The sequence below is a fragment of the Desulfuromonas thiophila genome, assembly GCF_900101955.1.
Taxonomy (GTDB): domain Bacteria; phylum Desulfobacterota; class Desulfuromonadia; order Desulfuromonadales; family Desulfuromonadaceae; genus Pseudodesulfuromonas; species Pseudodesulfuromonas thiophila.
Map to the genome: position 1 here is coordinate 283,618 of NZ_FNAQ01000002.1, position 26,602 is coordinate 310,219.

General features: G+C 59.8%; 21 protein-coding genes. 8 read left to right on the forward strand and 13 right to left on the reverse strand.

Features of this window, described 5'->3' with window-relative positions:
* Positions 1-47 precede the first annotated feature (47 nt).
* Positions 48-1,205 carry a class I SAM-dependent methyltransferase gene (locus BLR80_RS03655; protein WP_092076360.1) on the forward strand — a complete coding sequence of 386 codons (1,158 nt, stop codon included), beginning with the start codon at positions 48-50 and terminating at the stop codon, positions 1,203-1,205.
* 54 nt (positions 1,206-1,259) lie between these two features.
* On the forward strand, positions 1,260-1,484 hold the full coding sequence (locus BLR80_RS03660) for a NifU family protein (RefSeq protein ID WP_092076480.1): 225 nt from the start codon (positions 1,260-1,262) through the stop codon (positions 1,482-1,484).
* Here the strand turns inward: BLR80_RS03660 and BLR80_RS03665 are convergent.
* Positions 1,481-2,386: an esterase/lipase family protein gene (locus BLR80_RS03665; protein WP_092076362.1), complete on the reverse strand. Its 906-nt coding sequence runs from the start codon at positions 2,384-2,386 to the stop codon at positions 1,481-1,483. The genes BLR80_RS03660 and BLR80_RS03665 overlap by 4 nt on opposite strands.
* On the opposite strand from BLR80_RS03665, the gene BLR80_RS03670 reads away from it, so the two are divergent.
* Entirely contained in the window at positions 2,385-3,359 is a 975-nt protein-coding gene (locus tag BLR80_RS03670) for a tyrosine recombinase XerC (protein ID WP_245691322.1), read from the forward strand. The two genes, BLR80_RS03665 and BLR80_RS03670, sit on opposite strands and share 2 nt — an antisense overlap.
* A gap of 73 nt (positions 3,360-3,432) precedes the next feature.
* On the opposite strand, the gene scpC (BLR80_RS03675) is transcribed toward BLR80_RS03670, so the two are convergent.
* From scpC (BLR80_RS03675) to nhaD, 6 genes are all read right to left on the reverse strand, one after another.
* Entirely contained in the window at positions 3,433-4,983 is a 1,551-nt protein-coding gene (gene scpC / locus BLR80_RS03675) for a succinyl-CoA:acetate CoA-transferase ScpC (RefSeq protein WP_092076364.1), read from the reverse strand.
* A gap of 556 nt (positions 4,984-5,539) precedes the next feature.
* Positions 5,540-7,120 (reverse strand): succinyl-CoA:acetate CoA-transferase ScpC, encoded by a 1,581-nt coding sequence (scpC, locus tag BLR80_RS03680; protein WP_092076366.1) that lies wholly within the window; start codon positions 7,118-7,120, stop codon positions 5,540-5,542.
* Between the two features lie 661 nt (positions 7,121-7,781).
* On the reverse strand, positions 7,782-9,362 hold the full coding sequence (gene scpC / locus BLR80_RS03685; protein ID WP_092076367.1) for a succinyl-CoA:acetate CoA-transferase ScpC: 1,581 nt from the start codon (positions 9,360-9,362) through the stop codon (positions 7,782-7,784).
* Between the two features lie 261 nt (positions 9,363-9,623).
* Positions 9,624-10,382, reverse strand: a complete 759-nt coding sequence (gene bamD, locus BLR80_RS03690) for an outer membrane protein assembly factor BamD (RefSeq protein WP_092076369.1) — start codon at positions 10,380-10,382, stop codon at positions 9,624-9,626.
* A gap of 76 nt (positions 10,383-10,458) precedes the next feature.
* Positions 10,459-11,316 carry an RNA polymerase sigma factor RpoH gene (rpoH, locus tag BLR80_RS03695; RefSeq protein WP_092076371.1) on the reverse strand — a complete coding sequence of 286 codons (858 nt, stop codon included), beginning with the start codon at positions 11,314-11,316 and terminating at the stop codon, positions 10,459-10,461.
* Positions 11,317-11,666: 350 nt separating this feature from the next.
* Positions 11,667-13,085, reverse strand: a complete 1,419-nt coding sequence (gene nhaD, locus BLR80_RS03700; protein WP_092076373.1) for a sodium:proton antiporter NhaD — start codon at positions 13,083-13,085, stop codon at positions 11,667-11,669.
* 1,026 nt (positions 13,086-14,111) lie between these two features.
* On the opposite strand from nhaD, the gene BLR80_RS03710 reads away from it, so the two are divergent.
* From BLR80_RS03710 to BLR80_RS03720, 3 genes are read left to right on the forward strand one after another with little or no spacing between them, the layout of a single operon-like run.
* A complete protein-coding gene (locus BLR80_RS03710; protein ID WP_092076377.1) occupies positions 14,112-15,467 on the forward strand; it encodes a hemolysin family protein in 1,356 nt (451 codons plus the stop codon).
* On the forward strand, positions 15,464-15,838 hold the full coding sequence (crcB, locus tag BLR80_RS03715; protein WP_092076379.1) for a fluoride efflux transporter CrcB: 375 nt from the start codon (positions 15,464-15,466) through the stop codon (positions 15,836-15,838). The genes BLR80_RS03710 and crcB overlap by 4 nt, the downstream gene beginning before the upstream one ends.
* Before the next feature lie 37 nt (positions 15,839-15,875).
* Positions 15,876-16,247, forward strand: a complete 372-nt coding sequence (locus tag BLR80_RS03720; protein WP_092076381.1) for a DUF190 domain-containing protein — start codon at positions 15,876-15,878, stop codon at positions 16,245-16,247.
* Here the strand turns inward: BLR80_RS03720 and BLR80_RS03725 are convergent.
* Positions 16,207-16,707 (reverse strand): hypothetical protein, encoded by a 501-nt coding sequence (locus BLR80_RS03725; protein ID WP_092076383.1) that lies wholly within the window; start codon positions 16,705-16,707, stop codon positions 16,207-16,209. The genes BLR80_RS03720 and BLR80_RS03725 overlap by 41 nt on opposite strands.
* A gap of 313 nt (positions 16,708-17,020) precedes the next feature.
* On the opposite strand from BLR80_RS03725, the gene BLR80_RS03730 reads away from it, so the two are divergent.
* A complete protein-coding gene (locus BLR80_RS03730; protein ID WP_092076385.1) occupies positions 17,021-17,995 on the forward strand; it encodes a zinc transporter ZntB in 975 nt (324 codons plus the stop codon).
* On the opposite strand, the gene BLR80_RS03735 is transcribed toward BLR80_RS03730, so the two are convergent.
* The 4 genes from BLR80_RS03735 to BLR80_RS12865 all read right to left on the reverse strand — a co-directional run bounded on the left by BLR80_RS03735 (position 17,921) and on the right by BLR80_RS12865 (position 24,428).
* On the reverse strand, positions 17,921-20,431 hold the full coding sequence (locus BLR80_RS03735; protein WP_092076387.1) for a mechanosensitive ion channel family protein: 2,511 nt from the start codon (positions 20,429-20,431) through the stop codon (positions 17,921-17,923). The two genes, BLR80_RS03730 and BLR80_RS03735, sit on opposite strands and share 75 nt — an antisense overlap.
* 231 nt (positions 20,432-20,662) lie before the next feature.
* Positions 20,663-23,095 (reverse strand): GSU2204 family CXXCH-containing (seleno)protein, encoded by a 2,433-nt coding sequence (locus tag BLR80_RS03740; RefSeq protein ID WP_092076389.1) that lies wholly within the window; start codon positions 23,093-23,095, stop codon positions 20,663-20,665.
* A gap of 19 nt (positions 23,096-23,114) precedes the next feature.
* Positions 23,115-24,143 carry a GSU2203 family decaheme c-type cytochrome gene (locus BLR80_RS03745; RefSeq protein ID WP_092076391.1) on the reverse strand — a complete coding sequence of 343 codons (1,029 nt, stop codon included), beginning with the start codon at positions 24,141-24,143 and terminating at the stop codon, positions 23,115-23,117.
* Between the two features lie 120 nt (positions 24,144-24,263).
* A complete protein-coding gene (locus BLR80_RS12865; protein ID WP_171906299.1) occupies positions 24,264-24,428 on the reverse strand; it encodes a hypothetical protein in 165 nt (54 codons plus the stop codon).
* A 44-nt stretch (positions 24,429-24,472) separates the two neighbouring features.
* On the opposite strand from BLR80_RS12865, the gene BLR80_RS03750 reads away from it, so the two are divergent.
* Positions 24,473-25,759 (forward strand): glycosyltransferase family 4 protein, encoded by a 1,287-nt coding sequence (locus BLR80_RS03750; protein ID WP_171906300.1) that lies wholly within the window; start codon positions 24,473-24,475, stop codon positions 25,757-25,759.
* 29 nt (positions 25,760-25,788) lie between these two features.
* Here the strand turns inward: BLR80_RS03750 and BLR80_RS03755 are convergent, their stop codons facing one another.
* Positions 25,789-26,601, reverse strand: coding sequence for a protein phosphatase 2C domain-containing protein (locus BLR80_RS03755; protein ID WP_092076395.1), 813 nt, complete (start codon positions 26,599-26,601; stop codon positions 25,789-25,791).
* Between the last annotated feature and the right edge of the window lies 1 nt (position 26,602).

A 26,602-nucleotide genomic window follows, 5' to 3' on the forward strand; every position in this document is an offset into this window, starting at 1 on the left:
TTTGTCGGGTTTTTTGTCGCCGATGGCGGGAAGGAGAAGGCTTTTTCATGACACAGGCGCCAACGCTCCTGCAGCAGATTCGTGCCTTGGTGCGCCAGCGGCAGGGCATCCCCTTCAATGACTATATGCAGCTGTGCCTTTACGCGCCCGGTTTGGGTTATTACATGCGACCCCGCCGGCGCATTGGTGCCCAGGGTGATTTTTTTACCTCCAGCAGCGTCCATCGACTCTTTGGGCGGCTGATTGCCCGTCAGCTGCAGCAGATGGCTGAGCTGATCGATGGTCCCTTTACCTTGGTGGAGCAGGGGGCCGGAGAAGGGCATCTGGCGCTTGATATTCTCGATGCCTTGCAGCAGAGCTGGCCTGACCTTTATGAGCGGATCACCTATCGGCTGATCGAGATCAGCCCCGATAACCGCGACCGCCAGGCGGCGCTGTTGCAGACCCATTCCACGCGGGTCAGCTGGTGCGGTGAGCAGGAGCTGGCACCCTTTCGGGGCTGTTTTCTGTCCAACGAACTGCTCGATGCCTTTCCCGTGGCCGTGGTAGAGAAGCGACAGGGCCAGTTGCTCGAAGTTTATGTGGTTGAACAGCAGGATCGGTTGGTTGAACAGTTGCGGCCAGCCCGGCCTGAGGTGGTGCAGCATTTCGCCCGGCAGGGGTTGCAGCCGGCAGAGGGTTGCCGGGCGGAAGCGGCCCTTGGGGTCTCCTGCTGGCTTGAGGGGGTGGCGGCGCGCCTGCAACAGGGTTTTGTCCTGACCATCGATTATGGCTATCCGGCCGCGGAACTCTATGCCCCCTTTCGCCGGCAGGGAACGCTGCTGTGTTATCAACGCCACCAGGCCAGCGACAACCCCTACCAACAGCCCGGTGAACAGGATATTACGGCGCATGTTGATTTCAGCCTGCTGCAGCTTGAGGGTGAACGGCTGGGGCTGGAAACCCTGTATTTCGAGCGTCAATATCGTTTTCTCATGGCCCTTGGGTTCATTGAGGAACTGCTGGAGCTGCAGCGACAAGCCTGCGATGCCCAGCAGGCCTGCGCCCTGCGTTTGACCCTGAAGAATTTGATTCTGCCCGATGGCGGCATGGGAGATACCTTCAAGGTTCTGATTCAGGGCAAGAACGTTGGTCAGCCGGCGCTGTTGTGCCAGCGACCGATTCGTGCTATTTCCCTGGCGGCGACCGCTGGCGATGGGTGCTGAAAGCGGATGACCGCCCCTTGCTGCTCAACAACGAAAGGAGAAACCCGGATGGACTTGCGACAACAGGTGGAAGCTGCCCTCGACGAGGTTCGCCCGACCATGCTGGCCGATGGTGGCAACGTCGAACTGGTGGAAGTAACAGACGATGGTATCGTCCGCGTGCGGCTGATGGGGGCTTGCGGCTCCTGTCCGATGGCGACGGTAACCCTCAAAATGGGAATTGAACGGGTTCTGCTCGAACGGGTACCGCAGGTCAAGCAGGTGGTGCAGGTCGGCTAGTTTGCAGGTAGAGAACGCTGGTTGGTGGTGGCTTGCTCCGGCGCGGTTACAGGTGCGCCGCCGACCAGAATCTGTTGCAGCGCTGAGAAGGTGGCGGGGTGGTACAGCAGTAACAGGTGGCCGCAATTGGCGATGACCATGTCCTGCCCCAGCGGCAACCGGGCTGCTTCCGGAGGCTGAATCAGTAGATCATCGGCCGCGCGGATACTGGCCAGGGCCACCTGGGGTGGCCAGGGTAAGCGGTTGAGCTCGATCAGTAGCGGATCGTTGCGGCGCAGATGTCGGGCCAGGCGTGTGGGTGCAAACACCGCCAGATCGCTGCCCTGGTGGGCGCAACCCAGGCAGATTGCCTGACGGATATGGTTGGCGCCGCCACGTCGCTGAACGTAGTTGCGCAGAATCAGACCGCCGAAACCATAGCCAAGCAGGTCAACCTGTTCGACGCCCTGTTCCAGCCGCAGGGCACTGATCTGGTGGTCAAGGGCTTCCGTCAAGCTTTCGATGTTGTGCCACAGTGAAAAGGCTGGCGTGATCACCCGCAGACCGTGCAGGCGCAGACGCAGCTGCAGCCAGAACAGGCTGGCACGGTTGAAGTAAAGTCCGTGCAGCAGAATGAGGGTGCGGCGCTTTGGCCGGTGCCGCCAGCGCGTCGGTGGCAGACAGCCTAAAGGGAAGAGCAACAGATTAAGCAGGCAGCATAGATATTCCAGCCCTGCCAGCGACAGGTCGCGCAGCAGCCTGGGCAAACGCAGCGGGTGGTCAAGACAGGCGGGATCACGCGCGGCCTGGCTGTAGCGGGCCAGTACCAGCAACAGTGCCAGCAGCACGGCGGGCGGCCACAGCAGCAGTTGAATCAGCAGGTGCAGGATGGTGGCCAGTTCGGCGAGGGAGACTAAAGTCATGGCCGAAGATTACCCGAAGGCGCGATGCAGGTCAAATGCCCCGCCGGTCTGGCTGGAGTTATGTGAACATCCCTGGATGCAGGCTTTTCTGCACAATCTGGAGGTCGAGCGTAATCTCTCGCCCCATAGTTGTCGGGCTTACCGCCGTGATGTGGGCGCTTTCTGTCTTTTTTTGCAGCAACAGTTGCCGGGCCGTCCACTGGATGCACAACTGGCGGCGGTTGACAAGGCCCTGGTGCGGCGCTGGCTTGGTCAGTTGGGACGGCGCAACAAGAAGGTAACCCTGGCGCGCAAACAGTCAGCCTTGCGGACTTTTTTTACCTTTCTGGTGCGACGCGGGCTGCTGGAGCAGCATCCGCTGCACAGTATGGAACGGCCACGGCTGGAACGCCCTCTGCCACGGCTGCTTGATGTTGACGCGGTTTTTTGTCTGCTCGACGGTATGGTGCCGGAAGACTGGTTGCGCTGGCGGGATCGGGCTCTGTTCGAATTGCTCTATTCCTGCGGACTGCGCGTTAGCGAACTGGTCGCTCTTGATGAGGACGATCTGCGGGCTGACCAGGGGCTGGTATGTGTGCGACAGGGCAAGGGTGGCAAGCAGCGCATTGTGCCGGTCGGCCAGGCTGCGTTGCGGGCCTTGCAGGTTTACCTGCAGCATTGTCCGCCGCAGAAACGTGTGGGTGTGGCCCTGTTTGTCAATCAGCGCGGCCAGCGCCTGTCGGTTCGTACGGTGCAGCGCAATCTTAAGGCCGCCCTGGCGCGCGCCGGGCTGCCGACGGATGTCAGTCCCCATGGTCTGAGGCACAGCTTTGCCACCCATCTGCTGGACGGGGGTGCCGATCTGCGGGCGATTCAGGAACTGCTGGGACACGCCTCGTTGGCCACCACTCAGCGCTACACCCAGGTCAGTGGCGCCCGCCTGGCCGAGGAATATGACCGCACGCATCCGCGCAGCAAAAAGCCCTCCGCATAGTTGCCGCAATCGACTGTAGAAACAAAAAGCCCCTGTAAAAACAGGGGCTTTTTGTTGTTATGACACTGCTGGCTTATTTATTCCAGAAGCGCATGGTGCCGTTCTGCTCCAGTTCCAGGTGCAGTTTGTAGGCTTCTTCAAGCAGCACCGGCTCGTGGTGGCCGCCGGTTTTCTTGATGGCGCGGTCGAGCCAGTCGGTGAGGTAATCCTTGTAGGTCGGGTGGGCGCACTTGTCAATGATGCAGCGGGCACGGTCGACCGGGCAGAGGCCACGCAGGTCGGCCAGGCCCTGCTCGGTAACCAGCACGTCGATGTCGTGCTCGGTATGGTCGACGTGCGGTGCCTTGGGCACCACGCCGGAGATGCCGAACTCGTCGGTTTTGCTCGGCCGTACCGACGGGCAGTGCATCATGGAGATGTAGGAGTTGCGCTCGAAGTCGCCGCTGCCGCCGATGCCGTTGAGCATCTTGGTGCCGCCGGCATGGGTCGAGTTGGCATGGGCGTAGATATCGAACTCCAGCGGCGTGTTCATGCCGATGGCACCGAGACGACGGATGATCTCGGGGTTGTTCGATACCTGCTGCGGCCGCATCAGCACCATGTCCTTGTACTTGTCAAAGTTTTTCCACCAGATTTCAAAGCCCTCGTTCGACAGCGACAAGGAGGTGCAGTTGATGTACTTGCACTTGCCCGAGTCCATGAAGTCAAGGAAGGTGTCCTGCAGTACCTCGGTGAAAACAATCAGGTTCTCAAACGGTGAGGTGGTCAGGCCGCCGACAACAGCGTTGGCGATGGAGCCGACGCCCGACTGCAGCGGCAGCAGGTTTTTCGGCAGGCGCCCGGCCTTCACTTCGGCACTGAAGAAGTCAACGATGTTGTCGGCAATGGCTTGGGCCACATCATCGGTGCCACGCAGGGCGCGACCGTTGTCGGGCAGCTTCGACTCGACAATGGCGACGATCTTGCTCTTGTCCGTCGGTACCCAGGGAGTACCAATGCGCTGGCGGGCATCGGTGATCGGAATGATCTTGCGGTAGGGCGGCACGTCCGTCATGAAGATATCGTGCATGCCTTCAAATGAAGGCAGACCGGTATTGATCTCGATGATGATCTTGTCAGCGATATCGATGATGTCGTTGGATGCGCCGATAGAGCCTGACAGGATAATGTTGCCGTCCTCGGTGATTGCTGAAGCTTCAATGATGGCCAGGTCAAGACGACCACCCTGATCCTTGGTGTAGAAGCCGTATTTCAGATCCTGGGCAAACATGGACAGGTGTTTGTCGCCCATGCGGATTTTACCGCTGTTGATGGCCTTGCCCAGTTCTTTGCCGGTCTGGTAGGGCCAACGACGGTCGATCATGTTCAGGGAAGCCCAGCGGTCTTCGGTCTCGGCACCAACGGAGGCGCCGATGAACAGGTTGAATTTCATCTTGCCCTGCAGATTGTTCTTCTCAACATAGTCGGCCAGGGCGATGGGTACCACTTTGGGGTAGCCAACCGGTGTAAAGCCCGACCACCCCAGGTTCATGCCATCCTTGAAATACTGGATGCAGTTTTCGGGGGTAGTGAACAGCTTGTGCAGTTCCTTGCAGCGTACCCTGTCTTGCATTGTGTCTGCCATGGTCGTTCCTCCTTGATGAGATGTGGTTATGGCATAACCGCAGAAACCGTTTTCTCGCTGAAAACGGTTGAAAAAACAGTGTCCCTACAGGTGTGACAGCGTTTTCCGGCATGGCTGGTGCCAGCGAGGGTGAAAGCCGTTGCGATAAAATAAAATACCGTTATGGACCGAACGTATAGTACGGGCCTTTTTTTTAGTCAAGCGAAAAAAATGCGTTTCCTGTTGGCGCTGTCAGGTGGAAACCTTCACCGGGGGCCGAGTTCTTCTCGCTTAAGATGCTGAAATATATTTGGAAAAAATGAAGAAGTGAAAAGTCGTTCTGTTCTATTTTGGGATACGTTGACTGATGTTTTAGTGTGATTACAGATATGGTGTTTTATTATCAATGGTAGTGCTGGGCTCATCAAGATTTTCAGGCTGCGGAGGGAGGTTTCATTGATAAATATTTGATGTGTTTATGTCGTTCAGTTTTAAGCGGTGCGTACAAAAAGCGCCCTGCCGCAGAGACGGCAGGGCGCTTTTTTGTCGAGCTTGATCGGAGACTATCGGCGCGGACTTATTCGCACAGATCGATGTTGATGTCCCAGTTTTTGACTTTCATGGTGCCGTTGACGGCCAGGTTCTGCTGCATCTTGAAGCAGCGGTCGAACAGCTGCGGCTCGTGGCCAACGCCCTTGGAGAGGGTTTCCTTGCAGGCGCGGTCGAAGTAATCCTGCAGGATCGGCCGATACGACGGATGGGCGCAGACGTTGATGAGCTTCTGGGCGCGATCCTTCGGTGCCAGGCCGCGCAGGTCGGCCAGGCCCTGCTCGGTGACCAGCACGTCGAGGTCGTGCTCGGTGTGGTCGATGTGTGGCGCCTTGGGTACCACGCAGGTGATACCGGTGGGGTCGGTCTTGCTCGGCCGCACCGACGGGGTGTGCATGATGGACAGGTAGGCGTTGCGCAAGAAGTCGCCGCTGCCGCCGATGCCGTTGATCATGCGGGTACCGCCGACCAGGGTGGAGTTGGCGTGAGCGTAGATGTCGAACTCTACCGGCGTGTTCATGGCGATGCACCCCAGCCGGCGGATGGGCTCGGGGGCGTTGGAGATGGACAGCGGCCGCAGCACGATCTTGTCGAAATACTTATTCCAGTTGTCGAAGAAGCGGGGAAAGCCCGGCGTTTCCGACAACGACAGGGAGCAGGAAGAAGCGCAGCGCAGTTTGCCGGAGTCGAACAGGTCGAGCATGGTGTCCTGCAGCACCTCGGTGAAGACCGACAGGTTGTAGAAGGGGCCCTTGGCCAGGCCGCCGACGACGGCGTTGGCGATGGAGCCGACACCCGACTGCAGCGGCAGCAGGTTTTCCGGCAGGCGGCCGGCCTTCACCTCATCGGCGAAGAACTGCATGATGTGACCGGCGATGGCTTCGGAGGTGTCATCCATCTCGGCAAAGGCACGGCCCTTGTCACGATGCTTCGATTCGACCACGGCGATGATCTTGTCCGGATCGCAGGGGAACGACGTGGTACCGATACGGTCACCCGCCTTGTTGATCAGGAACGGCTCGCGATAGGGCGGCTTGCGCGGGATCAAGCAGTCGTGCATGCCTTCGAAGGAGGGCTGTCCGGTGTTGACCTCGATGATGATCTTGTCGGCGATCATCAGGATTTCACCGATTACGCCGCAGGAAGAGGTCGGCACCAGGCCGCAATCTTCCGTAATAGCCGACACCTCAATGATGGCGATGTCGATTTTCGGGGTGTAGAAGCCGTAGCCGAGATCCTGGGCAAAGAGGGAGAGGTGCTTGTCGCCCATGCGGATACGGCCCTCGTTGATCCCCTTGGCGATATCCTTGCCGGTCTGGTAGGGCCAGCGGCGATCGATCATGTCGAGGGTGGCCCAGCGGTTTTCGGTTTCCACGCCGACGGAGGCGCCGATGAACAGGTTGAACTTCATCTTGCCCTGCAGGTTGTTCTTCTCGACATAGTCGGCCAGGGCGATGGGTACCGCCTTGGGGTAGCCGGCCGGGGTGAAACCGGACCAGCCCAGATCCATTCCCGGCTTGAAGAATTCGATGCAGTCTTCGGCGCTGCGGACCCTGTCGAGCAGGGATTTGCGACGAACGCGACTTTCAAGGCTTCCGTAATTCGACATTGGTTCTTCCTCCTTGATGCGATGAGATAGGCCCAGGTTCACCCCGCCCGCGCAGGGTGAAACAGTTCTTGGGTCGAAAAAACATTGGTACGGCGTGCTGTGCCGGCCGGCGTGGGCCAACCTGACGGGCTTGTCTACTTGATATGGTAAAAAATGCGAGACTAAAACCCTGTTTTGAAGCCATCGTATAATATATGTGTAAAAAACTGTCAAGCGAAATCTGGCAAACTATGCGCTGTTTTGCGGACCATTCTGGCATGACAACACAAAACGAAGAGGCAAGGGCTTCTGGTGTAAATATTTGATAGTGCATGATTTTATCTATTGTCTTGAGCTGTTCGATTTTTGCTGCGGTAAAATTCTGTGGCAATAAGATCTCCCCCGTTCTTTAATTTTCTGAGACCTTGTTTTATTTTTTAGCCTGGGTGGAATGGCGGGTGATGAAGTGTTTGCGGTCGCAATAGGGGGGTTGTTGTGATGTTTTTGCGGGCACTGAACGTTTCGACGCGGCCAGGTGAATTTGATTGACGGGGTGTTGGTCACCGCAGCCGCAAGGGAAAAGGCTGCCAGGTTTCCGGACGGGTTATTATAATAAAGCGCCCTGCCGAGGATCTCGACAGGGCGCTTTTGCGTGAAAGGGTGGAGGATTGTCAGTGTGGGCTTATTCGCACAGATTGACCTCGATGTCCCAGTTTTTGACTTTCATGGTGCCGTTGACGGCCAGGTTCTGCTGCATTTTGAAGCAGCGGTCGAACAGCTGCGGCTCGTGGCCAACGCCCTTGGAGAGGGTTTCCTTGCAGGCGCGGTCGAAGTAATCCTGCAGGATCGGACGGTAGTCGGGATGGGCGCAGACGTTGATGAGCTTCTGGGCGCGATCCTTCGGTGCCAGGCCGCGCAGGTCGGCCAGACCCTGCTCGGTGACCAGCACGTCGAGGTCGTGCTCGGTGTGGTCGATGTGCGGCGCCTTGGGTACCACGCAGGTGATACCGGTGGGGTCGGTCTTGCTCGGCCGCACCGACGGGGTGTGCATGATGGACAGGTAGGCGTTGCGCAAGAAGTCGCCGCTGCCGCCGATGCCGTTGATCATGCGGGTACCGCCGACCAGGGTGGAGTTGGCGTGAGCGTAGATGTCGAACTCTACCGGCGTGTTCATGGCGATGCACCCCAGCCGGCGGATGGGCTCGGGGGCGTTGGAGATGGACAGCGGCCGCAGCACGATCTTGTCGGCATATTTGTCCCAGTTGTCGAAGAAGCGGGGAAAGCCCGGCGTTTCCGACAACGACAGGGAGCAAGAAGAAGCGAAGCGCAGTTTGCCGGAGTCGAACAGGTCGAGCATGGTGTCCTGCAGTACTTCTGTGAACACGTTCAGGTTGGAGAAGGGGCCCTTGGCCAGGCCGCCGACGACGGCGTTGGCGATGGAGCCGACACCCGACTGCAGCGGCAGCAGGTTTTCCGGCAGGCGGCCGGCCTTCACCTCATCGGCGAAGAACTGCATGATGTGACCGGCGATGGCTTCGGAGGTGTCATCCATCTCGGCAAAGGCACGGCCCTTGTCACGGTATTTTGATTCGACCACGGCGATGATCTTGTCCGGGTCGCAGGGAAAAGCCGAAGAGCCGATGCGGTCGTCTGCCTTGCAGATCAGCAGCGGTTCGCGGTGCGGCGGATTGCGCGGAATCAGGCAGTCGTGCATGCCTTCGAAGGAGGGCTGTCCGGTGTTGACCTCGAGAATGATCTTGTCGGCGATCATCAGGATTTCACCGATTACGCCACAGGAGGTGGTCGGTACCAGTGAGCCGTCGGCATTCACCGCCGACACCTCGATGATGGCGATGTCGATTTTCGGGGTGTAGAAGCCGTAGCCGAGATCCTGGGCAAAGAGGGAGAGATGTTTGTCGCCCATGCGGATACGGCCCTCGTTGATCCCCTTGGCGATGTTCTTGCCGGTCTGGTAGGGCCAGCGGCGGTCGATCATGTCCAGTTCCGCCCAGCGGTTTTCGGTTTCGGCGCCGACCGAGGCGCCGATAAACAGGTTGAACTTCATCTTGCCCTGCAGATTGTTCTTCTCGACATAGTCGGCCAGGGCGATGGGTACCGCCTTGGGGTAGCCGGCCGGGGTGAAACCGGACCAGCCCAGATCCATTCCTGGCTTGAAGAATTCGATGCAGTCTTCGGCGCTGCGGACCTTGTCGAGCAGGGACTTGCGACGAACGCGACTTGCGAGACTTCCATAATCCGACATGGGTTTTTCCTCCTTGAACAGACAAAAGGTTCCGCACGGTGCTGGACTGCGCTGGGCAGTCGATGGGCAGGGTGGCGGAGCGACAGGCGGGGGATTTTGTGAGACTGCCTGGCGGCAGACCCCGGGCTTGACTACCTGATGTGATATTTTATGTCAAGTTAAATGATGTATAAAATGACATAAGTGGTTTGTGGCGCAGATAAAAAAGCCCGCCGGAGGGGGCGGGCTTGAGGAGCGCTGACGCGCAGATTTTGCAGAGAATCAGATTCTCTGTTTGCTGCGGAACTTACGCAGTTGCTTGCGCAACTCGATACTGCTGGCCTGTTGCTCCAGTGCGTTGAGCAGAGCCAAGGCTTCATCGCGTTGGCCGGCGGCGGCATACGCCTGGGCCAGGCCAAAGCGCACCTGGTCACGCTCACTGGTTTCCGGGTAGTTGTTCAGCAGATCGCGATAGCGCTTGATGGCCGCATCGTAACGCTTGGTTTTACGGTAGAAATCGGCGACATAACGCTCCTGCCCGGCCAGCCGGTCACGACACTGACGGATCAGGCTGTCAAGTTCGGCGCTGTCAGCATAGGCTGGATCCTGCCGCTTAAGTTGTTCAAAGCTGGCCAGGGCGTTTCGGGTCGCGCTCTGATCCTGGTCGATCCCGCGCATCTCGCTGAAGTGGGCCTTGCCCAGGCGCAACAGAACCGCGCTGGTATGGACATGTTCGGGGTGCTGCTTGAGAAAATCCTCGTAAGCGGCAATGGCCTCGATGGTCTGGCCGCTTTCGTAGTAGGCGTCAGCGATGCGTAATTCCGCCAGAGTGGTCAACTCGGGGCTGTGGAAGGCGTCGCGCACCTTTTGCCAGTTTTCGATGGCACTCTGGTGGTGGCCGGCTTCGTGTTCCTGTTCGGCCTTCTTGAACTCCGCGGCAATCCCTGGCGGTGGCGGAGCGGTTTTTGGACGGCCGCAGCCGTTCAGAGCCAGGGTGAACAACAGCAGGGCAGGCAGCAGCAAGATCAAGCCGGTACGCATGGGCAATCCTTCGTGACATCAGGGAAGAAAACACTCGACCGCTGAGTCTAAAGCATGGACCCGACGGACTCAAGCCTTATTGCGCCATCCCTTCGGTCTCTGGGGCCAGATCGGTCTGCAGCAGGGTGCGCAGGCGCTCAAGGGCGCGTTTTTCAATCTGGCGAATTCGTTCACGGCTGACGCCGAACTGGTCGGCCAGTTCCTGCAGGGTGCAGGGTTCCTCGGCCAGAATGCGCCGGACGACGATGCGACGTTCTCGATCGGACAGTTGTGCCAGCGCCTGTCGTACCTGCTGCTGGCGGTTAAGCTCGGTTTCCTGGGCGATGAGCAGTTGTTCCTGATCCTGCTCGGGGCTTTCCAGCAGGTCGAGCCGGCAAATATCCTCGCCTTCCACCAGCTCCGCATCCAGCGACACATCACGCGCCAAGCGCACGGACATCTCCTCGACCTCTGCCGTGCTGACATCGAGCTGACGGGCGATGGCACTGTCCTGTGTTTCCCCTTGCTGTTGCAGCATCTCACGTGTTTGACGCAGCTTGAAAAAGAGTTTGCGGCGTGCCTGGCTGGTGCCGATTTTCACCAGTGACCAGCTGTTGATGATGAAATTGTGGATATAGGCGCGGATCCACCAGACGGCATAGCTGATCAGACGGTTGTTGCGCTGGGGATCGAATTTCTTGACCGCGACCATCAGGCCGATGTTGCCTTCCTGAATCAGGTCGAGCAGTTTCAGGCCGTAAGCCCGGTATTCGTTGGCGATTTTGACGACAAAACGCAGATTGGCGCACACCAGACGCTGGGCCGCCTGCAGGTCATTATGCAGCCGATAGCGCAGTGCCAGCTCCTGTTCGGTTTCCCGGTCAAGCAGTTCATAACGGTTGATCTGGGTCATGTAGTGTTCAAGACTGTTGCTGGTCAGCGTCAGGGCGGACATGGAACCTCCTCCTTGGATGCGGAAAAGCGGCTGTTAGCACTCGTTGTCGGTGAGTGCTAACAGCCTAGGAGGTTCATTCAGACATTGCAACAAAAAATTGCTTGTGCTGCTTTGGCAGGTCGTGGCTGATCACAGCGGAACCTGTTCGCACACAGGTGCCGGGAGAAAAAGCCGGGGCTCATCCAGTCGCAGATGACGGTTTGAAATGCCCCGGCTCAAGGCAGATTGACAAGAGGTTGAAAAGGCGTTTTCCGCCTTGCTCACAACATCAATCTCTTACGAAATAAAGGCTTACGAATCAAGGATTGGGTTTGGTCGCCCAGCCATGGGTTCCGTGGCCTGGCAACCTGTTAATGAAACAGCTTGGCGTTGATCAGCATGTGAACGGCAATGCTGGCGGCGTAGCCCAGCGCCACCGCCGGGGTATAGACCAGGTGACGGCCGAAGGTGTAGATGCCACGGGCGGTACCCATCAGGCCGACGCCGGCCGCCGAACCGATGGACAGCAGGCTGCCACCTACACCGGCCGTCAGGGTCACCAGCAGCCAGTGGCCATGCGACATGTGCGGTTCCATGGTCAGCACGGCAAACATCACCGGAATGTTGTCAACGATGGCGGAGAGAATGCCGATCATGACGTTGGCATTAAAGGCGCCCAGATCGTTGTAGAGAAACTGTGACGCCATGGCCAGATAACCGAACTGGCTCAGACCGCCGACACACATGATGACCCCGTAGAAGAACAGCAGCGTATCCCATTCGGCGCGGGCAATTTTGCGGAACAGATCGAAGCCCGGGCCGCCATGGCCTTCATTCTCAACCGGTTCCAGGTGCAGCGCCGGGTCCGCCATGTGGCCGGCGTGCTCACGCAGCTTGATGTAGTAGGAGAACCAGCCCAGATAGCCCAGACCCAGCATCATGCCGGCAGCCGGCGGCAAATGCAGAAAGTTGTGAAACGACACCGCCGTGACGATGGTCAGCAGGAACAGCAGCATAATGCGCTTGGCACCGAACTTCATGCTGACAAACTCATCGGCCGCCTGAGGACGCTCTTTACTGATGAAGAAACTCATGACCAAGGCAGGGACCAGCCAGTTGACCAGCGACGGCAGGAACAGGGCGAAGAACTCGCCGAAGGATACCATGCCCTTTTGCCACACCATCAGGGTGGTGATGTCACCAAAGGGCGAGAAGGCGCCACCGGCATTGGCACCGACCACCACGTTGATGCAGGCCATGACAACAAAGCGCTGGTTGGAGCCGCCCACGGCCATCACCACGGCGCCCATTAGCAGGGCGGTGGTCAGGTTGTCAGCAATGGGCGAGATGAAGAAGGCCAGCAATCCGGTAAGCCAGAAAATGATCCGCAGCGAAAAGCCACGCGACACCAGCCAGGAGCGCAGGGCCTGAAAGATGTTACGCTCGTCCATGGCGTTGATGTAGGTCATGGCGACCAGCAGAAACAGAAACAACTCACCGTATTCCACCAGATTGTGCACAATCGCATCATGGGCAGCATCCGGCTCGCCCAGCGCCTTGAAGGTAATGGCGACCAGCACCCAGATGACCCCGGCAGCCAGCAGCACCGGCTTGCTTTTGCGCAGGTGCAGCTTCTCCTCCATAATCACCAGGGCATAGGCGCCGACGAACAGCACCAGCGCCAGAATGCCCAGACCGGTGCCGGTCAGGTCGCGCACGCTGGCGCTGCCGTCGTTGGCCAGAGCCGGCAGAGCCGTCAGGCTCAGCAGAAGTGTCAACAGTGTTTTCATGGGTTCCCTCGTCCGAAAAGTGGAAAGAATAAAAAGAGCATCAAGAAGATTCTGTGAGGCTGGCAATGGGCTGGCGCACTACTGAGCAGTCAACCTGTGGGCCAACGCAGCAGAGCGCCGTCAGCAACAACAACGCTTAAATTGGTATCGACCAAAAATGCTGATCCGTAGTGCCGGGCTGCGGCCACGGGACAGGCGTCATCCATTGCATCGACAGGTCGGGACAAGGGGTGACGCTGGCGCCGCGGCACAGCGAAACCCTGACCGGTACGGCAGCCCAGCAGCACGGTGGACGGAACCAGATTGGCAGAAATCCTTGCGTTTCCGGTGCTTGCGGTGACGGTGCCGGTCGGGCTGGAGTGCGGGCCAGGCGCGGAGCGGTTTTCAGCTGGAGATGTTGGAGGACTGGGGCGGTGGGCGCGGACTCAGCGGCAGCAGGCCGTGCCGGTGAGGAACCCGCAGGTGGTGAGAGTTGTCTGGGAAAAAACAGGCGCTGATGGCCAGACGAAGGAGCCTGGCCGTGGCCGGGGGGACGATGGCAACACTTTTACAGAAAAGGTTTTCCGCCTCAACGGGTACCGGTGAGGTTGCAATATGCTCCTCGGGCTGATCCGGCGTGCACAACTCGACGCTGACCGGGACATCGCTCAGCCAGATGGTTGTTGTCGCGGGGCCACTGGCGGCAAGGACAAAGAGGCACAGCCAGAGCCAGATGAGCAGACGGGCGCTGTTGCACAGGCCTGGTTTTTGCGGGTGGCAAAGCAGGGTGAACACCGGGCAGGTCGCTTTCCTGGGCAGCGGATAAAGGCTGGGGTTGGGATTGCCGGAGGAGGGTCGGGATGAACCTGGGTGACCTGCCATGGCATGGGCGGATACTAGGTCAGTGGTGGTGACGCTGTCCAGCGGATTTTATTTTGTTGCTGTCGGCAGGCTGCCTCCGGTTGCATTGCCAGCTAAGCAGGTTCATGTTTAACTGCATTGCGTTGAGAGGGGGGGACTGCGTCAGCTCGGAAAGGAAGCGGAACCATGATGCGTGTTGCTGTGCTGCTGGGCCTGATTGTGCTGAACGGTATGCTCGCCATGGCCGAGGTGGCGCTGCTGACGGTACGTCGCAGCCGGCTGGAGCGCCGGGCTGAACAGGGCGATGGCGCGGCGGCCTGCGCGCTGCGCCTGCAGCTTGAGCCGACCCGTTTTCTCTCCACGGTGCAGATTGGTATTACCGCGATAGGTTTACTCAACGGCATTGTTGGTGAGGCGGTTCTGGCGCGGCCATTGGCGGCGCAACTGCGGCTGTTGGGTCTGGCACAGGATAGCAGTGAGGTGTTGGCAACGGTACTGGTGGTGGTTGCCATCACCTATGCCACCATTGTGCTGGGAGAGCTGGTGCCCAAGCGGATAGGCCAGCAACAAGCCGAAACCGTTGCCTGTCTGATGGCTCGTCCGCTGGCGCTGCTGGCCCTGTTGACGCGCCCTTTTGTTCACTTGCTCAGCTTCTCAACGGAACGGTTACTGCGGCTGTGGGGCCGCGGTCCGGCAGAAGCGGCTGAAGCCCTGACCGAAGAGGATCTTCTGGCGCTGTTACTAGAGGGCTCGCGTTGTGGCCTGATTGCCGAGCGCGAGCATCTTTTGCTGCGCAACGTGTTTCGGCTCGATGAGCGCCCCATCAGCCTGCTGATGACGCCCCGACACGAGATCGTGTTTCTCGATGTCGAGCGGCCGTTCGATTGCCTGCTGGATCAGGCAGTTGCCGCCAATCTGTCGCGTTTTCCGGTCTGCCGTGGAAGCCTTGATCAGTTGGAGGGTATCGTTACCACCAAGCGTCTGCTGCGCCTCTACCGTGCCGGCCAGCGCCAGCTGCCTCGCCAGGCCCTGCAGCCGCCGGTTTATGTGCCGGAAAGTCTCAGTACCCTGAACCTGCTGGAACGGTTTCAGACCAGCGGCAGCGCGATGCTGTTTGTCATTGACGAATATGGTGCGTTGCAGGGCCTGATTACCCTGCAGGACGTGCTGGAGGCCCTGGCCGGACGTTTTCCTGCGCCTGGCCAGAGTAACGACAGTCTGCAGCCGCTGCAGCGCGCTGATGGTTCCTGGCTGCTTGATGGCCTGATGCCGGTGGACGAAGTGCGTGAACTGCTGGCGTTGGGCGCTCTGCCAGGCCAGGAACGCGGCCTGTATCAGACCCTGGGCGGGCTGCTGCAGGTGCTGGCCGGTCATCTGCCACAGCTGGGCGAGGTGCTCGAATGGCAGGACTGGTGTTTTGAGGTGGTCGATCTCGATGGCCATCGGGTGGATCGGGTACTGGTTCGTCGGCGGCAAGTGCCGCCGGCAACGCAACCAAACGATGGCGCAGAGGCTGTGCCCGCAGGGAGAACAACAGCATGACAAAGTGGTTGGCGGTGGCCCTCGGCGGCGGTTGTGGCTGCCTGTGCCGTTATTGGCTGTCGGGTTGGGTCTACGCCTGGCTGGGGCGCGGTCTGCCCTATGGTACCCTGGCCGTGAATCTGCTGGGTTCGTTTTTGCTGGGCCTGCTGATGGAACTGGCCCTGCGCACCACCCTGATCGGCGAAATCGGCCGCCTGGCGCTCTGTATCGGCTTCATGGGCGGCTTTACCACGTTTTCCACCTTTTCCTTTGAAACCTGGCGTCTGCTGGAGGCCGGCCAATGGCTGGGTGCTGGTCTGAACGTGGTGCTCAATGTGGTGCTGTGCCTGGTTGGAACAGGGTTGGGCATTGCTCTGGCCCGCAGCCTGTAGCCGGGGTGCCGGCTTTCTGGCCCCGTTAAGGAGGAGGATGACGATGCAACGGGAGACACAACAGCTGTTGCGGCTGTTTGTTGGTGAGGATGCCCGCTGGCAGCACCAGCCGCTGCACGAGGCTCTGCTGGAGCTGCTGCGTGATCAGGGCTGTCAGGGCGCAACCGTGGTCAAGGCGGTGGCCGGTTTCGGCCACCACCGGCAGATTCACAGCGATCAGCTGCTGCGGCTATCGGCCCAGCGGCCTCTGATTGTCGAGGTGGTTGACCGGGCCTCTCGTATCGAGGCGTTGCTGCCCCTGCTGGCACCGATGCTGACCGAGGGGCTGGCGCTGGTGGTGCCGGTCGAGGTGATCCGCTTTGTCGCCCCTAGGGCTCCAGCGGATGGCAGGGAATCGACAGGCGGATGATCTCGCCGCGGCGGGCGATGAGCACGTTCTTGTCGCTCAGGGTGGGAGCGTAGCCTTCAGTGCCTTCGCAGCGGATGGCGTAGCGGGCATTGTAGTCCAGTCCGGGGATGAAGGCCGGCAGCTGGTAGCGGATATCATCAACGGTGCAGAACACCCCGTCGCGCAGCAGGGGTTCATCGGCGTCCTGCACGCTGTTGTCATTGTGGTCGGCGAAGGCTTCGATAACCAAAGTGCCACGCTGGGTTGACAGGCTCGGGGTGCGGTCGAGCACGATATTGAGGATGTTGCCACGCCGGCCGGGCGGATCGACGGGTTCGGTCTGTTCGAAACCCTGTTGACCGGCGGGTGACTGCTGCAGTTCGGCGGCCAGCTCGGTGTCGGCCGTCAGGCCGGGCCGGGCCATGATCAGGGTCAGCAGTGGCAGGGCGAAAAGCGATAGCGCGAAGGAGCGGGTCGTCATGGCAGTCACCAAGAGTGCCGCGGCCCGCAGTGGATGCTGGCGGGGCGGCCGAAAGAGGCGGTAGTGGCCCGGCAACGTGCCGGGAAAGCCCGTATGCTAGCAAAAGCGCCGCAGAGTGCAAGCAGCTTCGGTGCCACTGACAGGAGTTGCAAACGCTCCGGCCGGGGCTTTTTCAACGACACCAGCCGAACAGGCGAATTTTGTCTTGCGCACAAAATTGATCCATTGCAGGTCAATGAATTGATTTGGGTCGCCCAACCATGGGCGCAACAGGCTGTTTTTAACCGTGTCCTAACGAAGGGAGAATCTGCCGATGTCCTGGCCGGAAGGTGTGCTGTTCTGTTACCGTTTCGACGGCCGTGGCGGCGCCCGGCCCGTGGAGGCTGCGGCATTCGAAGAGGACGCGTCACCGGCCGGTCCACTCTGGCTGCATGCGGACTACACCTGCGCCGGCCTGTCGGACTGGTTGCAGCAGCGCTTCGGTCTGGCCGATGTGGTGGTCAATGCCCTCTTTGCCGCCGATACCCGGCCACGTGCCAGCCGCATGGGCCAGGGGGCGCTGGTGACCTTGCGCGGTGTCAATCGCAATCCCGGTGCCGATCCCCTCGATATGATCTCGCTGCGCATCTGGGTCGACAGCCAGTGCATCATCACCACCCGGCGTTACCGCTTGCGCTCGGTGGAGCAGGTGCGGCAGGCGCTGGAGGCCGGCTATGGCCCGGAAACGCCCGGCACCTGTCTGCTGATGTTGGCCGAGCAGCTGACCTGGCATATCAATGAGGTCATCGACGATTTCGAGGACCAGATGGATGCCTTCGAGGAGCGTTCCGCCGCGGCTGAAGACGTTCTGTTGGGCGGTGAACTGGCTGAAATCCGGCGTCAGGCGGTGCATGTCCGGCGCTATCTCAGCGCCCAGCGCGACGCCCTGGCGCATCTGGCCCTGGCCGAATTCGGTTTCATTGACAGCCTCGGCCGGCTGGGCTTTGTCGAACTCAACAATACCCTGCAGCGCTATCTGGAGGAGCTTGATCTGGTGCGCGAGCGGGTTGCCATCTGCCAGGAACGGTTGCAGGCTCGCCTGGCTGAACAGCTCAATGGCCGTATGTATGTCCTCAATCTGGTGGCAGCCCTGTTTCTGCCGCTGACCTTTCTGACCGGCCTGCTTGGCGTCAATGTCGCTGGTATTCCGGCGGCTGACCATCCTTGGGCCTTTTCAGCCTTTTGTCTGCTGTTGCTGATCCTCGCCCTGTTGCTGTTCTTCCTGCTGCGCCGGCGGCGCTGGCTGTAGGGCGTCCGGTACGGGCGGCGAGCTGCGCCAGGCCTGCAGCAGGCTGCTGTCCACCGAGCGCAGGTGCAGATCCTGCTGCGGGAAGGGAATCTCGATGCCTTCGGCCGCGAAACGTTTGTAGATGGCGATGCAGACGTCGCTGGGTACCGACAGGACAAAATCGGGGCTGCTCAGCCACAACCGCAGTTGAAAATCGAGCGAACTGGCGCCAAAGCCGATGAACAGTGCCGAAGGGGCGGGAAATTTCAATACCCGCGGATGGCGAGCGCCTTCCTCCTGCAGAATCCGCAGAACCTGTTCCAGATCACTGCCGTAGGCCACGCCAATCGGGATCACCACCCGCGCCTGGGTGTTGGAGTAGGTCAGGTTGGTGACCTGCTGGGCGATCAGGTCACTGTTGGGTACAATGATCTCGGCCTTGTTGAAGGTTTCCACTACCGTTGAGCGCAGTCCGATTTTTTTTACCTCCGCCCATTCCTGGTTGAGCACGATCAGGTCACCCTTCTTGATCGGTCGTTCAAACAGCAGAATCAGACCGCTGATGAAATTGTTGACGATGTTTTGCAGGCCGAAACCGATACCGATACTCAGAGCCCCGGCGATCACGGCAATGTTCTGCAGGTTGACGCCCAGTGTGCCCAGACACAGCAGCAGGCCGACCAGGATGGTAAGGTAATGCAGCAGGGTCTTGATGGATTCGCGCACGCCGCTATCGAGGAATTTCGGGCCGACCACCTCGACATCGAACAGCGAACGGACCAGCCAGGAAAAACCACTGGTCAGATAGACGATCAGCACCAGGCTGGCCAGGGTGCCGATGTTGAGATGGTAGTCGCCCAGATGCAGACCCCAGCCGGCGACCCGTTGCCAGGTTGAGGCGAAGCGGTCGCCCCCGGTCCAGATCTGCACCAGAAAAATCAGGCAGCTGAAGCCGATTACCAGTCGCACCAGTACCTTCAGACGTTCGCCCAGGGTCGTGCCAAAGCGGCGGAAGAATGGCAGGCTCTGCAGTTTCCGGCGCGCCAGCAGGAAATCAATGGCGCCGCGTACCAGTTTCTGCAGCATCACGGCGACCAGCAGGGCAAAGGCGCTTTTGAAACTGATGTCCATCAGCCGCGAGGAAAAGGTGCTGTAGCCACCGATCTGGGCCACCAGCGAAACCAGCAGCAGTCCCTTGCCGATGCGCAGCCCGGTCATCAGGGGCCAGGGGTCCTTCTGCCGGCGTCCCTGTCGGTACAGCTGGGTCAGCACCAGTAAGCCGCCGATGGACAGCAAGACGAAATACAGGCGGGTCAGCGTCAGGGGCAGATTGATCACCTGCAGCAGCAGCGACAGCAGGTAACTCGATGCCAGCAGCCAGATCAGCAGGCGATGACGCCGGGCCGTGACAATGTCGTTAAGCAGGATGCAGGCCGCCAGCAGGGCCAGGACCACCTGGTAGAAACGCCAGACCAGGGTCGGCGCGCTGTAAAGAAAGCCGAGCGAGACAATGGCGATGAACAGGCCGCTGCTGAAGGGATGGCAGATGAGAAAACGCCAGTCTGAATCCTGCTGCGCCAGATGCCGGAAGTGGCGAATGAGGGATGCCAGCACCAGCGTGGTGAGGATCTGCAGCAACAGAATCCACCAGCCAGCGCGCAAACTGTCGCGACTTTTCCAGTTCACCTGCAGGCTGTTGGTGCGGACCTGTTGCAGCAACTCCGGCGTCAGTTCAGCGTAGAAGTCGCGACTCAGCAGGCTGTTGCTGTTTTTCTTGAAGGTTTGGGTGCGCAGGGTGCGCAGGGCGCTGTCGAGCTGGCGTACCAGCACCTGGTTGGCGTCGATCAGTTCGGTGGCCTTTTTCTGCAGCGCGATCTTGTCCTGGCTGACCGTGGTGATGCGCTTGAGTAGTGCCTGGCTCTGGCTGACCACCTCCTTGAATTCGCTTTCCGGGTAGGGTGCGCCGAGCTCGCGCAGCTGTTTGCGCCACTGCTGCCAGTAGTCGCGCTGTTCATTCCAGTGCCCCCGCAGCTGGTCGAGTTCAGCGGTGCGTTGGGAAACGTTGTCGAACAGCCCGGCCAGTACGCGTCGCTGCTCCAGTAACTGGGTGCGCATCTCCAGCAGCTGTTCGTAGCTCCAGCCGGCCGGATCGCCCATGTCGGTCATGCGTTGTTGCAACTGCTCCTGGCGCTGACGGCTGGCATCGAAGCTGTCAAGCCAACCCTGATGATCGGCCCCTTCCTCTACCCGTTGCAGCGCCTGTCGCGCCTGGTCAAGCAGTTCGGCGGCGCGCGGCACCACCTCGGCGATGCCGGGCAAGGGTTCTGGAACTGGCGCCACAGGCGCCGCAGTTGCGCCGCTCTCCTGTGCCAGGGCACGAAGAACGCTTGTTGGCGCCGCCAGCAACAGCAGAATCAGCAGGGCAAAGAGGGCAGGACGGGGGGCGATATGGGGCATGCGGACTCCTTGGCAGGTCAGACCGGACACGGCTACTGCTGAGACTTGTCCGGCAATGGCAGGATGGAGGTTTTGCGATCAGTCTAACCGATCCGGTCCCGCCGTGCAAAGAGGGGTGCCGATACGGCAGAGGCAAAAAAGCCCCCCTGCATCTGCCAATGCAGGGGGGCTTAGGCGTCCAGGGGAGGCAAAATCCCGGAAGCCATTCAGGGTTGAAGGGTTTTTTGCGGTCTAGAAGTGGTAGCTCAAAGAGCTGTTCAGCAGGTAGAGTTCACCGTCGTAGTCGTCGCCCAGATAGGCTTCGCCATCTTCAACCCAGCGGTACAGGGCGTTGATTCCCAGGCTCAAGGCCTCGGAAATGCGGTACTGGGCGCCCAGGGACAGGTCCAGTGTCTCGTACTGCAGTTCCGAATAGGTATCGGAGCCACTGTAGTCAAGGTAGCTCGTCATGATGGTCTGGGTGTACGGCAGCTGGAGAGCTTCACCATAGACCGCGACGTCGACGAAGTTCTGATAAATGATATTGTCGCCAAAGTTCGGTGTGCCGAGGCGGGCATCGGCCTTGGTGGCGGTCATATCGCCGGTCAGGGTCAGCTTGTCGGTTGCCTGGAAGGTGGTTGACAGATAGAGCACCTGCGCTGTGCTGTCATAGTCGACATCGTCGTAAACCGAGGCGATCTGCTCGCCCATGCTTTCCGAGAAGCAACCGACATAGACGGCAGTGGCGTAGGTACTGCGGGTCTGGCTCTGCTGGTAATTGTAACCCAGGCTGAGGGTCCATTTCTCTGTTGGCATCAGGAACAGGCTGATACCCGTCGACCAGCTCTGGCGCTGCCAGTCGTTGTCGGCCTGATTGTTGTCTTCAAAGCCATACTGGCCGTTGAGACTGAGGGAGAAGCTGTCCGCCGGTGCCCAGGTGCCACTGGCTTTGATCAGATGGCTGTTTTCCGCCACATTGCTGCCAGAGGTGGTGCGGTTGCCGCTGCGGAGAATCTGATAAAATGCCGAGTTGGTCATCATGGTATCGATGGGGGTTTCGATCAGCGCGCCGTCTTGCAGGATGGTCCAGCCGCTGGTGCGCAGATCGTTGTACCCCAGCCCATTGGCATAGCTGAAGGGCGTGTCGGCGTTTTCATAGCTGTATTTGGCGTGCAGGTTGATCTGACTGGTCGGCCGACCGGTCAGGCTCAGCTCCACCTTGTGATAAAGGGTGGTTTCGTCTTCAAGATAGCCCTCGTCCAGCAGGTCGGTGCTGTCGTATTCCTTGAAGGTGTCGTTGTCGCGATCAACCACCTTGTAGGTGTAGGCGCCGGTCAGGCTGTAGCCACTGTTGATGAAGTAGGAGGCTTCCACCCCGGTTTCAAGAACATCGCGGCTTAACGACGAGGGCCGGGTATAGTTGAAATAGGAAACCGGTACCGTGCCCAGGCCATTGCTGTCGAAGGTGATGGTAGTATTGTTGCTGTAGCCGGTCAGATCAACGTAGAGGCTGTCGCCGTCGATTTTGTAATGCTTGCCGTAGGCTTTCAGGCGCAGATGGGGGATGCTGCGATTGGTCAGGCTGAAGAACAGGGTGTCGGCGTCGTATTCCAGATCGCTGTAATTATTGCGGGTTGTCGCACTGACGTAGCTGCCGTACAGGGTGGTGTCGAGATCGGCGTCATAGCGCAGTTTGACCGTGTCGAGCTTTTTCTCGCTGTCGGCGGTGATGCCGATTTCCTGCCAGTCGTTTTCAAACAGTTCGCGTGACATGAAGGTGTTGGTGTAGCTGCCCTTGACAATCGTATCGTACCAGTAGGCGTTGTCGACCAGGCCCTGATGGGCGTAATCGTCGCTGCGGTTGTCAAAGGTGCGCTCGGTATGAAAATAGCTGGCGGTCAGGCCGCCTTTTTTGAAGGTGGCGCCAATACTGACGTCTTCGGTGACCTGGTCAATCTTCTGGCCGACGGCCACGGTATGGCAGGGAGTGCACTGGCCGGTCATCAGCGTGGCCTGTTTCCAGCCATGCTTTTCATCGCGGGAAAAACGCACCTCCGGCACCAGATTGGGGAACGCCGGCAGTTGCAGCTGGGCGCTGGCCTTGTGCTGGCGTCGTTCGATCAGATAATCGCGGCCTTGGTCGAGATCGTTGAAGGTGGCGGTCTGCAGCCCTTCAAGGCCGATAGCGCCATTCTCCATCATCATGGGCACGGCATTCGCGGCGATGACGCCGTTATAGATATCGTAATCCGGGTCGACGGGCGCGCCGGTGCCGTTCCAGTGCTCGATGCTCTGGGGAAAGGCATTGGTCGTGCCCTTCATTTTGTGGTCTTTTTCCTCGAACAGCAGATCATGGCGCAGGCGGTGGATAAAGCTCTGATAGTCATAGCTGCCGCGCAGGACGCGACGCAGGTCGAGTTGGGCCGAGGCTTCGTGATCCTCTTCGTCGGTGTAGCGACCGGCCAGCTCGACACCGATGCCCTGGGAACGGACATTCAGATCGAGCGCGCCGCCAACGGAGGAATCGGTGGATTCATATTCGGCTGTCTTATTGCGGCTGTCATCGGTGCTGACGCCAGTGTAGCCCAGTTCCAGCGTGCCGTTGGCCGTATCGGCGGCGCCGGCCAGTCCGGCCCAGCTCAGCAGCAGGACAAGCAGCAGGATACCCAGTTTTTTCGTTGTCATGGCAGAACCTCCTTCACGCTTATCGGGTCAGGCGGCTGCCGCCGCCGGGAGTGTACAGAGAGGGGAGATCCGAGCCGTGAACACTGGGGTGACACTGGCTGCAGCGCGTCATCATGGCCATCTGCATGGCATGTTTGTCATCAATGCCGTTGTTGTTGATGGTGTTCAGGGTCGTCTGTGCTCCGGCGACGCCATCAGCGGCATAGCGGGCCAGTTTTTCCATGTCGGGACGGAAGTTGGTGTGGAAATGCAGTTCATGGCATTGCAGACACAGGAAGGGTTCATTCTGTTTGAGCAGGTTGTCCGCCACGCTGCCATGCGGGCTGTGACAGATGGTGCAGTCCTCGGTGACCGGGGCATGTTCAAAAGCGAAGGGGCCGGCCTGATCCATGTGGCAGGTCAGGCAGAGTTCGCTTTTGCGTTCGTCGGTGCGCAGTAACGGGCGGGTCTGGCTGCCGTGCGGGTTGTGGCAGTCATTGCAGCTCATCTTGCCCTCTTTTACCGGGTGATGGTTCGGCAGGTGCAGCTGGGCCTTCACGTTCTGGTGGCAGCTGAGGCAAAGCTCTTCCTGCGGTTTGCTCAGCAGCCCCTTGGTGTTGCTGTGAATGCTGTGGCAGTCGGTACAGCTCAGTCCCTGGCCGGCATGAATCGAGTGACGCCATTCCATGGTGTCGCCGGCGGTGTGGCAGCTTTGGCAGATGGCGGAGGATTGCAGGGCGTCCAGTTTGCCGAATTGCAGGATGCAGTTGGGGTTGCCCGTTTCGACGTGTCGGCTGGCCGGGCCATGGCAGGCCTCGCAGCCGCGAGCCTCAATGCCATTGGCTTCATATTCAAAGTCGGCCAACAGGCTGTGGACATTGTGGCTGAACTGTTCGCCGGGTGCTTCGTGGCATTCGCAGCAGCTGTCGTTGCCGACCAGTTCGGCTTCCGCCGGAATCGGCAGAATGGCATTGAGAGGGGTTCTTGGCTGCGAACAGGCGCAAAGCGCCGTAATCAGCGCCAGGCCCGCCCCCGCCAAAACCAGTCGGGGTTTCCAGGGATTGTGCATAGTAGACTCCTTTTCCTGAAGATAGGGGTTTTAACCATAGGGTTATCCTATGATTAGCTGTGGCAGCGGTTGCTACCCTATCCTTGCCATGGTATTGAAGTCCAATATGTAATTCAGATTTTAAACCGATATTGCATTGATATCTTTTATCTTTTTATAAGGAAAACTTCCATCAGTATAAGCTTTGCTTATCATGCTGGTTGCTGTCGCTGAAAAAGCCGCTTTCCCGGCCCGCAAGCGGGCCATCTTTTGATCCGCCTGGCTGGTTTTTTTAATATCTCCCATTTATGATTCCGATTCTGTTGAGCCTATCGGAGGAGGGGGAAGCGATGCGCATTCTGCATCTGATCAGCCAGGTTCCGGCCGCCACCGGCAGTGGCATTTATTTGCAGGCGGCTCTGTGCCATGCCCGCCGCGCTGGCCATGAAAATTTTCTGCTGGCCGGGGTGTCAGAAGAATTTGCCGGCAGTCTGTGGCACGACAGCCTGGCTTGTCAGGGACACCGCTTCGTGCATTTCGGGCGTGATCTGCCCCATGCGGTGGTGGGCATGAGCGATGTCATGCCTTATGCCAGTTGTCGTTTCTGTGATCTGTCCGCGGCAGAGCTGCAGCGTTACGAAGCCTGTTTCGCCGATTGTCTGCAACGGGTGGTCAGTCAATGGCGGCCCGATCTGATTCATGCCCAGCACCTGTGGCTGGTGACAGCACTGGCCTGCCGGTTGTTTCCGCAGCTGCCGATCGTGGCCAGTTGCCATGGCACCGATCTGCGTCAGTTGCAGCTGTGTCCACACCTGGCCGACCGGGTAATTGCCGGTTGCCGTGCCCTGCGGCGGGTCTATGCGCTGCATCCGGATCAGCAGCTGGAGATAGCCGGGCGCTATGGCATTGCGGCCCAACGGATTGAGCTGGTGGGTTCCGGCTACAATGAGCAGCTGTTTTATCTGCCTGATCAGCCTCGGCCGGTTGGCCCGCTTCAGCTGGTTTATGCCGGCAAGCTCAGCCGCGCCAAGGGGGTGCCCTGGCTGTTGCGGGCGTTGCTGGGGCTGCCGCAAGGGGACTGGCAGCTGCATCTGGCCGGTGACGGCCAGGGCGAGGAAAAGGCGGAGATTCTGCAGCTGGTGGCCCAGCGGCCGCAACAGCTGTGCTGGCACGGTGCCATCCGTCAGGCGCAACTGGCGCAACTGTTGCGATCCAGCCACCTGTGCCTGTTGCCGTCACTCTATGAGGGGCTGCCGCTGATCCTGCTGGAAGCGCTGGCTTGTGGCTGTCATGTGCTGACAACCGAGCTGCCGGGAACCCGCGCCCTGTTTGCTGGCGTGGCTGATGAGCGGATTGAACGCATTCGTCTGCCGTTGTTGGAAGGCGTCGACCGGCCGGCCGCCGCGGCCGAGGACGATTTCATCGCGGCGCTACAGACGGGACTGCAACGTCAGCTGCAGTTGCTGCGGGCGGCTGACGCTGCGGCACGACCGCAGCTGTCGGCGGAAATCTCTGTGGTGCTGGAGCGTTATCGCTGGGAGACAACCTTTCGGCGGATGGAACAGGGCTATTGGGCGGCCTTGGCCGAGCCGCCTGGCGGGGGTTTTTGCGGTCTTGCTGGTGGTGACGGGGAGTAGCAGCGTTTGTTATCTGGACAAGCGGTGAGTTACAGACTGATGGCCAGTGCGGCGACATCATCGTGGCACTTAAAACGCGGATAGCGGTGGCAGTGGGGATCGCGTCCTTCGATGAAGCGCACCCACTGGCCCAGTCCTTCGAGGCCGCCCTGCAGGTAAAGTCGCGCCAGCTGGCTGAAGTCAGGCATTGCGTCCCGCCGCGCCAGCGGCGGCAGCAGACCGTCGCTGAAGGCCAGGATGTGCTGAATGTTGTCGAGGGTGATGCGGCCCTGACAGAAAAAGGCTTCCGCGGCCGTATCGCCATTGAGCACGCCATAATCGCGGTTCATGCCCAGACGCACCCGTTCGATGGTGGGGCGCAGTCGCTGCAGAATTTGTGGCAGGGTTTCGTCCGGTTGCGCTGTCCACTGGCGGAAGGTTTCAGCGTCGTGGTTGCTGTAGGGCGTGAGCAGTTCGGCCTGACCCTGCCGGTCAATGGCCAGAATCAGGCAGTCGCCGCATTGCAGCCATTCCAGGTGGTTTGGCAGCAGCCGGAAGACCGCCGCGCTGGTACTCCAGCAATGCAACGGATTGCGCCGGTCGATGGCGAACCGGGTCATGTGGTGAGCGATGTCCTGGTTGGCCTGTCGCGCCAGATCAAGCAGGGCGTCATCAGGTTGCTGACAGAAGGTTTGCCAGGCCAGTTCCGCCGCCCACCAGGCGCCGCTGCGTTGCTGATACAGCTGTGGCACCAGGCTGGAGGCGCCATCGAACACGCCGAACAGCCGCTGCCGGGAGCGAACGACGAGACGATCCTCGATAAATCGGCCGGAACCCTGCAGCAGCAGCTGTTCGATCTTCATT